Here is a 13785-nt window from a genome sequence, read left to right on the forward strand (position 1 = left end):
ACTCCCGGTTTTCCGCTTGTTCTTGCATATCCGTCAGCTGCATGGGCTGCAACTTGCTCATGGCGTACAGAGATGAATTTTAATTTGCTCTTCTCTAGGGCATCCAGCATCCCGATTACCGTGTGACCGCACAATCCGAATACATACTCTACCCCTTGCCTTTCTAAGTACTCTGTTAGTGCATAGGCTACTAATTTCTTCACTGCTTTCTCTCCTTTCAAAAGTCAGACCCATTGCTTTTTTGATCTGTAAATCTGCACTTCTTTATATCCATTTGCGCTTTAGATTGTTTCAGATGTTCCATTCTGCGGAACCTTGTTCTTTTTATTGGAACTTGGTTTTAGTCTAACACTTTTTTTTTTGACTGTCAATCTACCACATCAAAACATTTTATAAATTCAGAGATTAAATATTTTTTCAAACTTTTCTTTTATCAAATCCTTTCTTTTAACTGCCTAAACCCTTTAGTTGCAACAGATGATATTCTTTTATCACACAGAAACAGGAGTATTGACAATGATCGGTAATTTAAATATAATTTTCTTAAAATCCATTTGATAAAACCAAATTCCATCTGACGGAACTCGAGAGGAGTAAGAAGATGAAAAGACAATTTTCTTTAGCACATCTTACTGTGCTAGGATGTCCCCCACCGGAAATGACCTATATCGCAGCCATGACTGGATATGATTATGTCAGCATACGTCCTATTTACATGGGCCTTCCTGGAGAGCCTAATTACGACCTGGCCGCAAACAAAGAAATGCTGAAACAGACTAAAAGAGCTTTAGCGGATACAGGAGTCAAGCTGCATGATATTGAACTAGCTCGTATTTACGAAGGCGTAGATCCTAAAAGATACCTGCCAGCAATGGAAATAGCTGCCCAACTTGGAGGAAAGGCTGTTCTAAGCAGTATTTGGACCCCTGACCGTGATTTTTATATTGAAAAATTTGCAGAACTTTGTGATCTGGCAAAGCAATTTGGTTTGACTGTGGATTTGGAATACGTTCCTATTGCCAGTGTAAATACGCTGGCAGGCGCAGTAGATGTACTTCATGCTGTCAATCGGGAAAACGCTGGTCTTATGATAGATACCCATCACTTCCATCGAGCAGGAGATTGTGTGACACAGCTTCAGTCGTTGCCACGGGAATGGTTTCATTTTGCACATATCTGTGATGCACCTGGAGAGATTCCTACTGAGAAAGATGAAATGACCCGGATTCTTCGGGAAGCCCGTTCTTATGTAGGAGAAGGCGGTATTGACGTTGCCAGCATCATTAATAATATGCCCGAAATGGTATACTCTATTGAGCTGCCCAACATAGAAAATGCGAAGACTTTTGGTTATGCAGAGCATGCACGCCGATGTATAGAATCTGCTAAAAACTACTTAGATGCACATCCCCGCGGATAGACCTTCAGAGTTATATCAAAGCTTTTCCTTTCCTTTTTTCGCTGAAGGATCTGTAAAGAAAGGTTGATATAGTATGGAAAATTCAAAGATGCTATGGCCAGATAAAGTGACTATTTGTGAAGTTGGCTTGCGGGACGGTCTACAAAATGAGAAGGTTCTTCTCAGCATAGATGAAAAATTAGAGTTATTGGATATGGTGGTTGCATCGGGTATTAAGATTATTGAAGTAGGTTCTTTTGTTCATCCGAAAGCCATCCCCCAAATGGCAGATACAGAAAAGCTTATACAACGAATGAAAAAGGTTGACGGGGTAGAGTATAGAGCCTTGGTCCCTAATCTCAAGGGCTTAGAACGAGCCCATGCTGCTGGACTGACGAAGGCAAAGCTCACCCTATCCGTAAGCGAATCCCACTGTATCAATAACTTTAACCAAACCCCATTGGAAATGATGGCGGGCTTTATCCCTTGTGTAGAATATGCTGCAAAGCACAACCTAAGTCTGTCCGGTGCATTATCCTCTGCTTGGGGTTGCTCCTTTGAAGGCAGAATACCTGCAGCACAAATTGAAAAGATCGTAAGAGAGTATTTGAAACTGGGTATTACGGAATTGTCCTTATCGGATGCTACAGGCATGGCAAATCCACGTCAGGTGTATGAAGTTGGAAGCTATATGGTCAAAACCTTTCCTGAAGTAAAGTGGATTTTACATTTTCACAATACTCGGGATATGGCCTTAAGCAATATTTTGGCCGGTATTCAGGCAGGTATCACCATCTTTGATGGTGCTTTTGCAGGTCTTGGAGGGTGTCCTTATATCCCTGATGCAACTGGCAATGTTCCAACAGAGGATGTAATACACATGCTCCATGAGATGAATATTAATACAGGTGTAGATTTATCGAAGGCAATTGCCACAGCGAGGCGTGCTAAGGAAATGGTTGGCCATGAAGTAGCCAGTTATGTTTTAAAAGCGGGTCGCTGTGAGGATCTAACAAATATTAAAGCTCAGCGGCAAAATAACAGGTAAGAAAAACCCGAGACTACTTGTATAAATACATCGTTCTCGGGTTAACTTATTTCTTTATTTCATAGTCCTTGTACAGTTTTCAATCCAAGCTGATCCTTGCCTAAAGTAATTTACAAGTTTTTATACAATATCTCGATGGCTGTTTCTAATTCTTCCTTGGCAATCTGCCCGGGAGCAGATGCTGCTTTTCCAGCGCCAAAGGTAACGGCTGAACCAAAGATGCCTCCTCCAATTCTTGTTATCAGACCTTTTCCTGACATCGCCATGGTAATGATAGGTATATGAGCATACTGTTCCTTCATACTGTTAGTTGCATACAATAGATTCAGAACATCCTCCATGGAGTTGGGCATCACAGCAATTTTCGCAATATCTGCCCCTAGATCTTGAGCTTTTTTTAGTCTTTCCACCATGGTGTTAATGGGCGGGGTTTTTTGAAAGTCATGATTCGATAGAATTACATAAACATGATTAAGCCTGGCTGTATCTATAATATCCTGAATTACTTTCTCTCCGCTGATCAATTCAATATCTACCATATCTATTCGTCCACTTTTTATTGCCTTTTTGATCAGTTGAAGCCGTATATTTTCATCAATACTCCGATATCCACCCTCTAGATGGGTTCTACAGGTAAAAATAATTGGATACTCCAATAGCCTATTTCTCAGTTGCAAAAGGATATCCAAAACATCAGGTATACTTTCAACAACCTCTAAAAAATCTACTCTCCATTCAACCAAATCCGGTTTTAAGGCCGCAATCGATGAAGCTTCCTTAAGCAGCTCAGCTTCAGTCTTGGCCACCAGGGGTACACAGATTTGAAGCCGGTCGCCGCCAATCCTTCTGCCTTTAACTTCAATAACTCTTACGGACTTACTCATTTATGGATGCCTCCTTATACTTAGAAGTTTAGTTTTTTAGCTTTTTAAAAGCTTGTAGACAATTTCCTGGCAAATCTCTTCCTTATCCTTATGGGAGGTATCTACGATAATATCTGCAGCGGATTCATACTTATCCTTTCTCTCCTCCATTTTCTTTGTAATAAATTCAACCGTCATATTCCCCTTTAAAACCGGCAGATTTTGATCATTCTTTACCCTTTCATAAATAATCTCCGGCTGTGCACTGAGCAAAACAATCTTTCCTGTTTCCTTTAAATGTTCTACATTCTCCGAATCCAGCACCACCCCGCCGCCACAGGAAATAATGGTATTTTTTCTGAGGCTTACCCTTTTTACCATATCCTTTTCAATTTGTCTGAAATACTTTTCACCATGCTCTTCAAACATCTTGGAAATTGAGGTTTTCATCTGTCGTTCAATTAAGACATCGGTGTCAATGGTATCCATTCTCAAAAGCTGTGATAATCTGTCTCCAATAGCAGTTTTTCCTGTTCCCATGAAACCGATCAGCACAATATTATAAGGAAACAATCTTATGGATTGCATTTTGCGGCTGATGGTCAGCATGCTTTTCATAAACTCTTCGATTTCTTTTTCAAACTCTTTATTTTTTAGGCTCTTTACCGCATGGGAAATGATTTCTTCTTCCCTAGAGCTGTCTAATATAGGCATACCTTCTCTCGTTTTATACTGAAGTACCTTTAGTACCAGTTCCATTCTTTTTTCAAAGGCTTCAATCAGTATTTCGTCGCACTGATCAATCTCCTTTCGAATCTCCTGAATTATTTTCAATGTAAACCCTCCATTATCTTTTTTTCAATAAATATTCTTTCATCTCTATAAAAACCCCATCGGTAATATCATCCCTAAGCGTTTCTCCCAGCCAGATCTCCTGTGCCTTGATCGCTTGATAAAATAACATAGGAAAACCGTTGATGGTTTTGATCCTCTTCTCTGCAGCAGTTCTCAACAGCTTGGTTTGATCCGGATTGTAAACCAAATCATATACCAAAGACGCACCCTCTAAGAGTTCTTCCTTTATGGGCATTTCGTCTATAAAGGGATGCATCCCCACCGGTGTTGCATTGATGATAATGTCATAGCCGGGTTGTATATCCTCTATTCTACAAGACTTTACCTTCCCGCTTCCGGTACTCTTCTCCAGTTCAGCGGCTAACTGCTGCCCTCTTTTTTCGCTGCGGTTGGCAATGGTAAGGCTGCATCCCTTGTGGAGCAGCTCATAGGCTACCACCCTGGCCGATCCCCCTGCACCTGCCAACAATATTCTTTTATGCTCAAGGTCAATATTTTCTCTTTCAAGGCTCATCATAAAGCCTAATCCATCCGTATTATAACCTTTCAGTTTGCCATCTTCAATCTTTACCGTATTCACTGCACCATAAGCCCTGGCCCGTTCGTCTAAATCATCTAGATATTTCATAATTTCCTGTTTATGGGGAATGGTTACGTTAAAGCCCTTAATATTATCCCGAAGTAAAGGAATTCCATTCTGCAAATCCTGCGGTCTGATTCGTATGGGTATATAGGCTTTATTTACACCCATTCGCTCAAAGATTTGGTTATGAAGCTCCGGTGATATACTATGAGAAATAGGGTCACCAATCACAGCATATAGACAGGTGCTTCCTTTGATTTTTGTATTGATCACATTCCTTCCCCCTGTTCCTTCTACCATACTACTGCCTCCTTTGGCAGCAGCACTTCCTGTACTTTTCCCTTTCCTTTGGGAAGGATAAAGGAAATCTTATTTTCTTGATTCTTCTTGTCTCTCAGCATTTTTTCCAGCAGCAGCTCCCTGTCCATATGGCTTATATCAAGGGAAATCCCTGTTTTTTCAATAGCCTCTGTTATTTCTTTATAGTAAGTTTCATCGATCCAATCCATACCTAATGCTATCTTTGATTCCACCATCATCCCGATCAATACCGCTTCTCCGTGAGTATAGTACTCATAGTTGGCAGCCGCTTCAAGGCCATGGCCAAAAGTATGTCCGAAGTTTAATATTTTTCGCAATCCACCTTCCCGTTCATCGGCTGCAACCACCTCCGCCTTCATTTTGCAGCAACGGTAAATAACTTTTTCTAAAATATCCTTTTCCAAGGTTAAGAGGGACGGGAGATGGTTGTGAATGTAAGAAAAAAAATTATAATCACAAATAATACCATATTTGATCACTTCTCCGATACCGCTGATCAATTCCCGTCTAGGCAAGGTTTTTAAAACATCGGTATCGATGACAACCACCTGAGGCTGGTAAAAGCTGCCGATCACATTCTTCCCTTGGGGCATATTGACCCCGGTTTTACCGCCTACACTGCTGTCTACCTGGGCGAGAAGTGTGGTAGGAAGTTGTATCCAATGAATTCCCCGCATATAGATAGATGCACAAAAGCCTGCAATATCCCCTACTACTCCCCCGCCGAGGGCAATGATCACTGATTTTCGGGTAAACTGACAGTCCAGCATATAGGAAAGGATTTGGATCACGGTTTCCATGGTCTTGCTGCTTTCTCCCGGTGCTATGATATACTTATGGCACTTTTCTCTGCCTATGGCAGTCATCACCAGATCACCATAATAAACATCCACATTTTGGTCCGTCAGCAGCAGATATCGGTCCCCAGTGGGTTTGATTTCCTGAAGCCTCGAGAATAATCCTTCGCCGATATAAATAGGATAGCTTCTCTCTCCTAAATTGATTTGCAGTCTTTCCATCTCTGCCTCATCTCCTCTAGTGAATCTCCGCCAAACTTCCGAATAAACTCTTCTCCGATCACCGTTAAGGCTGCCATCTCTCCTACTACGGAAGCTGCGGGTACTGCACAGGTATCGCTTCGCTCCACTGACGCTTCAACGGCTTCCCCTGTCTGAATATCTATGGTTCTTAGTGGTTTACATAATGTTGGTATAGGCTTCATAGCACAGCGGATCACGATGGGTTGTCCATTGGTCATACCCCCTTCAATACCCCCCGCATGGTTGGTAACCCGGTAAATGCCCTTTTCTTTTTCGTAAAAAATTTCATCGTGGACTTGGGAACCTGGCTTCTGTGCATTCTTAAAGCCATATCCAAATTCCACACCCTTGATGGCCTGTATACTCATAAGGGCATAGGCCAGCTTGGCATCCAGCTTTCGATCCCACTGTACGTAACTGCCCAAGCCCACAGGAAGCCCTTGAATATAAATTTCGAAAATTCCCCCTAAGGAATCCCCCTCTTTCTTTGCTGCATCTATGGTTTCCATCATGCGCTGTCCGATGACCGGATCAACACACCTTACAGGAGAGTCCTCCGCTTCCCAGATTTCCTCAAAGCTTCGAGGCTTTTCATTAACAGCGATCTCTCCAATGGCAGTAACATGGACTGCTGATTGGATTTGGAAATTCTTTAGCAGCTGTTTTACAAAGCTGCCTGCAGCTACCCTTACAGCCGTCTCTCTGGCGCTGCTGCGCTCCAACACATTTCGAACATCTTCAAACCCATATTTTAATGCTCCTATTAGATCCGCATGGCCTGGCCTTGGATTGGTAACCTTTTTTGTTTCTGTGTCAGCCTCCATAGGGTCCATGTAGGACTCCCAGTTCTCATAATCCTTGTTTCTAATCAGAAATGCAATAGGACTTCCCAGTGTTTTCCCGTCACGGACGCCTGATAGGATCTCTATTCGATCTTGTTCTATTTTCATCCGTCCACCCCGGCCGTAACCCTGCTGCCTTCTTGCCAAATCCTGATGAATTTCATCAATATTGATGGCTACATTAGAAGGAAATCCTTCTATGATGCCTGCCAGGCTTTTTCCATGAGATTCCCCTGCCGTTAAAATCCTTAGCAACTATACCACCCCTACTCTTGTCTTCTGCTGCATTCCCTCTTCATCACCAAGAGGATATGATCCTAATATTTTTACCCATCTGGTGATTTTTTCAATACTTTTTAATATCCCTTGGATTTTGGGATCATTTTTATGTCCGTGAAAATCAATGTAAAAGACATACTTTCCCAGTTCCGCCTTTGCCGGACGGGATTCAATCCGTGTGAGGTTAATATTATCTTTGGCAAATTCCCGCAAAACCTCGTACAGGCTTCCGGGATGATCATCGTGAAAGGAGAAGGCGATAGAGGTTTTATCTCTCCCCGTGGCCTTTGTATCCTCTCTGCCTATCACAATAAATCGGGTTTGATTCATTAGATTATCCTGCACCTGATCGGAAAGAATATTTAGCCCATATCTTTCCCCCGCCAGCTTATTTCCGATGGCGCCGTAAGATGGACCCTTATTTTTTGCTGCAATACATGCCTGGGAAGAGCTCTCACAGGCTAAAAGCCGGATGTTTGGATAGTTCTTGCGGAAAAACTCACGGCATTGTTCCAATGCCTGAGGGTGGGATAATACAACCTGAAGCTCCTCCGTATTTTTTCCTATACTTAATAAATGATGCCGAATTTCAAATACCAGCTCCCCAATGATCTGAATCCTTTTTGTATGAATCAGGCCATCCATCACCATGGTGACGGCCCCTTCTGTAGAATTTTCGATGGGCAGTATACCCATTTTTATTTTACCAGCTTCCACAGCTTCAAATATTTCTGAGAAGCTCTGCATAGGAATCCCTGTAACTTCTGATCCATAGGCCAGCGCGGCTCCGTGACTATAGGAGCCTTCTGGCCCCAAGTATCCCATTTCCATAATGATCCCCCTAATTAAACCGTAATTGCTGCCAGTGTTTTTTCAAAGCCGGGAAAGGATACTGCAATACATTCACTGTTCTGTATTTTTACAGGTCCTTCAGCAAATAATCCGCAGATAGCCATGGCCATGGCTATTCGGTGATCTCCGTAGCTTTCTACTAAGCCTCCGCTGATTTTACCGGATCCTGTGATTTCCATCCCATCTTCCAGTTCTTCCGCCTGAATGCCTAACTTATTCAATTCTGTAACCATAGCTGCAATTCGGTTAGATTCCTTCACCTTTAATTCTTCTGCTCCCGTAATGCGCATGGTTCCTTCTGCCAGAGCTGCAATAGCTGCTATAACCGGTACCTCATCAATCAAGCGGGGCATGATTTCCTTTGTTATAGTAATGCCTCTCAGCTTTCTGCCTTCAATGATTACTCGGCCTATGTCTTCTCCTCCACTACTGTAGAGGTTATCGATCTGGATACTGGCCCCCATTTCTCTGAGCACATCTATGATCCCTGTTCGAGTTGGATTTAATCCCACATCTTCGATGATCAGATGGGCTCCCGGCATGGCTGCTGCCGCTGCCATGAAGAAGGCCGCTGAGGAGATATCCCCCGGTACCTTCACTGGCTGTCCAAAGAGCTCTGACTTTCTTAAAATGACACTGCCTGCCCTACGTTCCAGATTTCCGCCAAAGAATTGCAGCATCCTTTCTGTGTGGTCCCTGGATAAAAACTCTTCCCGTACAATGGTTTCTCCCGATGCATAGAGTCCAGCCAATAGAACAGCAGATTTTACTTGGGCACTGGGAACGGGTAAAGTATAGTCGATGGCGGTTAAACTACCACCCCGAATAATCAGCGGAGCCAGCTTTCCATCGGCACGGCCGTCTATCTTTGCTCCCATTTGCCGTAATGGATTTGCAATTCTTGCCATGGGACGCTTTCTTAGGGATCCGTCTCCCGTAATCACCGATAGGAAGGGCTGCCCCGCCAGTATCCCAGATAAGAGTCGCATGGTAGTGCCCGAATTACCCGCATCCAATAGGTTTTCCGGTTCCCTTAGCCCATCCAGTCCTTTTCCATCAACCTCCAGGGATGTACCCTCTCTTCGGATCTCCACTCCTAGCCCCCTGCAGCATTCCACTGTACTCAGACAGTCTTCACCGGGCAGAAAACCCTCGATGGTGCTTTTCCCCTTAGCAATACTTGCCAGCATTACGGCTCTATGAGATATGGATTTGTCTCCGGGAACTTTTATCTTTCCCTGTATTCTATCAACAGGATTCACTGTAAGCATCATTTTTTTCCCCTTTCATATATGTCCTTGGAAAGCCGCCTCCTCTCAACACCGAGAAAGCCTGTTTCTGTTCCATGGCTGTGGCAAAGCCCATTCTTACGGCCCCTTGCTCTCCTTCCCTGGCATGGAGGATTTCTATTTCTTTGATATTCATATGATTTTCACCTATAAGACGGGTTAATTCTCCCAGCACCCCGGGGCGGTCTTCTACATCCACCACGATATCAAACAAGGGAGGCATGTAGTCCGGCATCCCTTTTGGAACCCCATCCCGGATAAATTTTGCTTTATTTAAAAGGTCTAATACCTTTCCCTCTTGTTTTTCCTTCAGCAGTTCTCTGAATTCCTTCAGCATGCTTTCCAGGCTTTCAATCCCTAATAGGATCTCCTCCTTATTATAAAAAAATATATCCTTCCACATGGCGGGATTCCCTGATGCAATCCGTGTAGTATCACGGAAGCCGCCTCCCGCAAAGGCAACGCTGTTGATGCCTCCCTCATGATCCAAAAGATTGGTCAGCAGTACTGCAGCCAAATGGGGAATATGACTGATTCTAGCAGTAATTTTATCATGCTCCCGCTGTCCTACTACTACAGGATATGCCCCTATAGCCTTTACGAAGGATTCCAGCTTCGTTACCGTTTCTCTCGCTGTATGCTGCCCAGGGGTTAAAAAGTAATAGGCGTTTTCAAACAGCGTTGCGCTGGCAGCCTTTAAGCCTCCTTTTTCTGACCCTGCCATGGGATGTCCTCCAATAAACTGAATGTCCCGGTGGACATGTTGGTTTACCAGCTCTCCTACACAGCCTTTTACACTCCCTACGTCCGTTAAGATCGCTTCTCTCCTTAGAAAGGGAGCTGTTTTTCTAAGAATTTGAGGATAGGCGGCAATGGGAGTACACAGCACCACCAGCTCTGCTTCAGCTACAGCCTCCTGCAGTGTATTTGCCCCATGATCTATAATGCCCATTTTTTTTGCTTCTTCTCTGCTATCCGGCAAAGCATCATAGCCACAGATCTCACCCTTATATCCTCGTCTTTTCAGTGCCGCTGCCATAGATCCGCCAATCAATCCTAAGCCAATAAAAGTAATTTTATTAAAAAAGTCCATCGCCTCTGCTTCCTTTCTGAACTGCTTATACTAAAGCAGCAATTCTCTTGACTGCATGCATTAGTTTTCCGAATTTCTCAGGCTTTAAGGATTGGGCTCCGTCAGATAAAGCCAGCTCTGGCTGATGATGTACTTCTATGATTAATCCGTCTGCTCCTACGGCTATAGCCGCTCTGGATAATGGTTCCACCATGGCCCACTTTCCTGTAGCATGGCTGGGGTCTACAATGATCGGCAAGTGGCTTACTTCTTTAATAACCGGAATAGCACTTAAGTCCAGGGTATTGCGGGTGTAAGTCTCAAAGGTTCTGATCCCTCTTTCACAAAGAATTACGTTAGGATTTCCCTCAGACATAATGTATTCTGCCGACATTAAGAATTCTTCTATGGTTGCGCTTAATCCTCTTTTTAACAATACTGGTATTTTTGATTTTCCTGCTTTTTTTAGCAGGGCAAAATTCTGCATGTTTCTCGCTCCGATTTGTAGAATATCTGTATACTCTGCTACCACATCAAAGGTTTCCAGACACATGACCTCTGTTACAATGGGCATTCCTGTTTCCTCTTTTGCCTTCCTCAAAAGCTTTAAGCCCTCTTCCCCCAACCCCTGGAAGCTGTAGGGTGATGTTCTAGGCTTGAAGGCACCGCCTCTCAGCATATGGGCCCCGTGCTCCTTTACGATTCTGGCAATGGTCATCAGCTGTTCTTCACTTTCTACGGCACAGGGTCCTGCCATGACAACGATGTTGCCTCCGCCGATCTGTTGGTTTCCGACCTTTACAATTGTATCTTCAGGATGGAACATCCGGCTGGCCAGCTTGAAGGGGTGCTGCACCCGCAGGACCTTTTCAACATGCTCATTGGCCTGAATCTGACTGGGGTCAATCTTTCGGGTATCTCCAATCAGGCCTAAAATACTTTGATTTTCTCCTTCCGTGAGCTGAACCTGACAACCCAGGCTTTCCATCTTTTTTTTGATTCTTTCAATCTCTTCTTTTGGTGCTTTTGATTTCATCACAATTACCATCTCCAATACCTCCTTAATTTTTACATGCTTTTCCGCATTTTCGATAAAAAAAGAGACTCTATTCTAAGAGTCTCTTTTAAAAAAGTATAAGGGTATACTTTTAAGTGTAGCTGCATGCACCCATAGGGTACAAAGATTTTCTTAGAAAGGCGGTTTCATATCGATTTTTATTCCATGCAAAAAACCCAGCGCTAAAAAAGTAAAAGCCCCAGTAAAAATAAAAACCGATATAAAGTTTGCATCCCTTTCTAATTTTCTCTAACATCTTCATCACCCTAATTTTATTTTTTCTAAGTTTATACAATTGTATGCAAGAAATATTTCTTTGTCAACAGTAAAAAAAATATTTTATGCATGATATATTTATTATGCTTCTAATTTCTACTTTTGCCCCTCTTGAAAGGGCAGCAGCTTATATCTTCTTTTTCCTTTTGTTTTCCCATAGGTTTGAATCGACTCCCGGGGACAATAATTGATACATCGGAAGCACTGTTCACAGGTATCCAGCCACTTTGGCTCACCTTCCATGAGAATAATACTCTTCGTTGGGCAAATGGTTTCACAATATCCACACTCATTACAGTTCTCATCTGTATGAAATTTTTTTGCCATGGATGGCAAATATCGGGTAAAACCGCGGCTGGCTGCAGCCATCAGCAGGCCCTTAAGCCCTCCTGTTTTTGCAATATGTTTTGTTCCTCCAGCCAACAGTCTTTGAACAAAGGCTTCTGCCTTAGCTTCTCCTGCCCGGACCTGTTTTCTGCACTCCTCTTCCTCCGGGATGCGGCCTACCACATAATTATTTGGCATTTCAATGGATTCGCTGTCTAAGAGCACATAACCCTTTTTCTCCAGCAGCTTCCAGCCTTGAATTACAGCGCTTCCGATTCCTCCGCCATTGGTAGCCCCTAAGAAGACCTCGGTACCACTGGCCTTTGGCATTTTTTCCATGAAATTTTTTACGATTCTCGGCATACCAAAGCTATATACGGGATAGCAAAAACCTACTATGGCATGATTTAGATCTAAGAGCAGGGTCTTTTCTTCCGCTATATTTAACAGACTCACTTTTAGCCCCTCTTTTTGAAACATGCTTTGCATCACCTGGGCGATCCGCAGCGAATTACCAGTCCCCGTGAAATAATATAATATAATCTGCTTTTTCATCCATAACACCCCTCCGAATCTCTCACTCAATATACGTCCTATGAATGAAAAAGTCTGTTTTACTCTATCATGATCTTATGGACATAGGCCGAGGTCATAGCTGATAAAAGTCCTCCATAGCTCATGGTAAACTCCAGAATATCTCCTAGCTTCACCGCAGTTTTGGCATCGGTCACATCTACCAGCAAATGGTCACTGCTTGCCCCTAGTAATATCAGCTCTTTCTCTTTAGGTTGTATACCATCCAGTAAAATATCCTGTCTTCCCATCGCTACAATCGCTCTTTTACGGATACCCCGATCCACAAAAGTGGGCACCTTTCCAAAAGCGTCAATCCCTCTTTTCCCAATGGGTACAGAAGGCTTTTCCTTCACTTCCACTACCTGCCCGAACAGACGGAAGGCATCCTGATATAGACCATCGATAGGTACATTATAGACATCTTCTATTCCCAAAACGATGGGCTCTCCTAATCTCAATTGATTAATGCCTTCAGGAATCTGATCTTCCCACAACAGGTGGAGGCTATTGGAGTTTCCCCCGGAGATAATCCCCAGCTGCAAGCCCCATCTGCTTTCTATTTTGTCCTTGATGCCTAACAGCTTTTCTAAGGTATGGCGCTCAGGAATCACGCCGCCATAACAGCCAAAATTCGCACCAATCCCTGCTAAACGAACACCTTGAAGCTCCACCACTGCTTCTAAGATGTCTTCTACTTCATCCTCCCAGCAGCCTTCCCTAAGATCACCTAAATCTACCATCAGCAATATATCATGAACTTTATTTTTTTTGAGGGCCTCCTCAGATACCCTGCGAATGCACTCAACTTCTGATTGAAGGCTAACATCTACATATTCCACTAAATCCTCAAGTTCACTAAGCATTGGTATTCTCAACAGCATCTTGGGAACGGGAAGCTCCTTCATTTTTTTTATATTTTGTATCCTGGAATCGGCCAGCATCGTTGCTCCTGCTTCCACCAAAACTTTTGCAATTTTAGGATCACCACAGAAAACCTTCGTTACTGCTGCGATTTCAATTCCTTTCTCACTGCATTGGGCAGTCAGTCTGCTAACATTGTGACGAATTTTTTCTAAATTGATTTCCAGTCTTGGATATCCCATGAT

At 43.2% G+C, this 13785-nt stretch carries 14 protein-coding genes; 2 read left to right on the forward strand and 12 right to left on the reverse strand.

The window, feature by feature from the left end; translation table 11 throughout:
* Positions 1–203: thiamine pyrophosphate-binding protein (locus BUB56_RS09595; RefSeq protein WP_242946275.1), on the reverse strand; the 203-nt coding region annotated here is incomplete at its 3' end.
* A 398-nt stretch (positions 204–601) separates the two neighbouring features.
* Here BUB56_RS09595 and BUB56_RS09600 point away from each other — a divergent pair.
* Positions 602–1420: a sugar phosphate isomerase/epimerase family protein gene (locus tag BUB56_RS09600; RefSeq protein ID WP_110941101.1), complete on the forward strand. Its 819-nt coding sequence runs from the start codon at positions 602–604 to the stop codon at positions 1418–1420.
* A gap of 73 nt (positions 1421–1493) precedes the next feature.
* Positions 1494–2447: a hydroxymethylglutaryl-CoA lyase gene (locus tag BUB56_RS09605; RefSeq protein WP_242946277.1), complete on the forward strand. Its 954-nt coding sequence runs from the start codon at positions 1494–1496 to the stop codon at positions 2445–2447.
* Between the two features lie 110 nt (positions 2448–2557).
* On the opposite strand, the gene aroD is transcribed toward BUB56_RS09605, so the two are convergent.
* From aroD to orr, 11 genes are all read right to left on the reverse strand, one after another.
* Complete coding sequence (aroD, locus tag BUB56_RS09610) at positions 2558–3331, reverse strand: type I 3-dehydroquinate dehydratase (RefSeq protein ID WP_110941102.1); 774 nt, start codon at positions 3329–3331, stop codon at positions 2558–2560.
* A gap of 36 nt (positions 3332–3367) precedes the next feature.
* Complete coding sequence (locus BUB56_RS09615; RefSeq protein ID WP_110941103.1) at positions 3368–4144, reverse strand: chorismate mutase; 777 nt, start codon at positions 4142–4144, stop codon at positions 3368–3370.
* Between the two features lie 13 nt (positions 4145–4157).
* Entirely contained in the window at positions 4158–5048 is an 891-nt protein-coding gene (gene aroE, locus BUB56_RS09620; protein WP_110941104.1) for a shikimate dehydrogenase, read from the reverse strand.
* Positions 5042–6088: a 3-dehydroquinate synthase gene (gene aroB / locus BUB56_RS09625; RefSeq protein ID WP_110941105.1), complete on the reverse strand. Its 1047-nt coding sequence runs from the start codon at positions 6086–6088 to the stop codon at positions 5042–5044. Before aroB ends, aroE begins: the two co-directional genes overlap by 7 nt.
* Complete coding sequence (gene aroC, locus BUB56_RS09630; RefSeq protein WP_110941106.1) at positions 6064–7206, reverse strand: chorismate synthase; 1143 nt, start codon at positions 7204–7206, stop codon at positions 6064–6066. Before aroC ends, aroB begins: the two co-directional genes overlap by 25 nt.
* Positions 7207–8061: a prephenate dehydratase gene (gene pheA / locus BUB56_RS09635; RefSeq protein ID WP_110941107.1), complete on the reverse strand. Its 855-nt coding sequence runs from the start codon at positions 8059–8061 to the stop codon at positions 7207–7209.
* Positions 8062–8075: 14 nt separating this feature from the next.
* Positions 8076–9353 carry a 3-phosphoshikimate 1-carboxyvinyltransferase gene (gene aroA / locus BUB56_RS09640; protein ID WP_110941108.1) on the reverse strand — a complete coding sequence of 426 codons (1278 nt, stop codon included), beginning with the start codon at positions 9351–9353 and terminating at the stop codon, positions 8076–8078.
* The gene (locus BUB56_RS09645) at positions 9331–10464 is read right to left on the reverse strand and encodes a prephenate dehydrogenase (RefSeq protein ID WP_110941109.1); all 1134 of its coding nucleotides are present in this window, start codon (positions 10462–10464) and stop codon (positions 9331–9333) included. The genes aroA and BUB56_RS09645 overlap by 23 nt, the downstream gene beginning before the upstream one ends.
* 25 nt (positions 10465–10489) lie before the next feature.
* Positions 10490–11491 (reverse strand): 3-deoxy-7-phosphoheptulonate synthase, encoded by a 1002-nt coding sequence (aroF, locus tag BUB56_RS09650; RefSeq protein ID WP_110941110.1) that lies wholly within the window; start codon positions 11489–11491, stop codon positions 10490–10492.
* A 381-nt stretch (positions 11492–11872) separates the two neighbouring features.
* Positions 11873–12658, reverse strand: coding sequence for an EFR1 family ferrodoxin (locus BUB56_RS09655; protein WP_110941111.1), 786 nt, complete (start codon positions 12656–12658; stop codon positions 11873–11875).
* A 59-nt stretch (positions 12659–12717) separates the two neighbouring features.
* The gene (orr, locus tag BUB56_RS09660) at positions 12718–13782 is read right to left on the reverse strand and encodes an ornithine racemase Orr (protein ID WP_110941112.1); all 1065 of its coding nucleotides are present in this window, start codon (positions 13780–13782) and stop codon (positions 12718–12720) included.
* Positions 13783–13785: the final 3 nt, after the last annotated feature.

This window comes from Geosporobacter subterraneus DSM 17957, assembly GCF_900142145.1.
Taxonomy (GTDB): Bacteria; Bacillota; Clostridia; order Peptostreptococcales; family Thermotaleaceae; genus Geosporobacter; species Geosporobacter subterraneus.

Coding starts and splice junctions, on each gene's coding strand:
- pheA (WP_110941107.1), bottom strand. CDS start 8,061: ATGGAAATGGGATACTTGGGGCCAGAAGGCTCCTATAGTCACGGAGCC.
- aroF (WP_110941110.1), bottom strand. CDS start 11,491: ATGGTAATTGTGATGAAATCAAAAGCACCAAAAGAAGAGATTGAAAGA.
- BUB56_RS09605 (WP_242946277.1), top strand. CDS start 1,494: ATGGAAAATTCAAAGATGCTATGGCCAGATAAAGTGACTATTTGTGAA.
- aroA (WP_110941108.1), bottom strand. CDS start 9,353: ATGCTTACAGTGAATCCTGTTGATAGAATACAGGGAAAGATAAAAGTT.
- aroE (WP_110941104.1), bottom strand. CDS start 5,048: ATGGTAGAAGGAACAGGGGGAAGGAATGTGATCAATACAAAAATCAAA.
- BUB56_RS09600 (WP_110941101.1), top strand. CDS start 602: ATGAAAAGACAATTTTCTTTAGCACATCTTACTGTGCTAGGATGTCCC.
- BUB56_RS09645 (WP_110941109.1), bottom strand. CDS start 10,464: ATGGACTTTTTTAATAAAATTACTTTTATTGGCTTAGGATTGATTGGC.
- aroB (WP_110941105.1), bottom strand. CDS start 6,088: ATGGAAAGACTGCAAATCAATTTAGGAGAGAGAAGCTATCCTATTTAT.
- BUB56_RS09655 (WP_110941111.1), bottom strand. CDS start 12,658: ATGAAAAAGCAGATTATATTATATTATTTCACGGGGACTGGTAATTCG.
- aroD (WP_110941102.1), bottom strand. CDS start 3,331: ATGAGTAAGTCCGTAAGAGTTATTGAAGTTAAAGGCAGAAGGATTGGC.
- orr (WP_110941112.1), bottom strand. CDS start 13,782: ATGGGATATCCAAGACTGGAAATCAATTTAGAAAAAATTCGTCACAAT.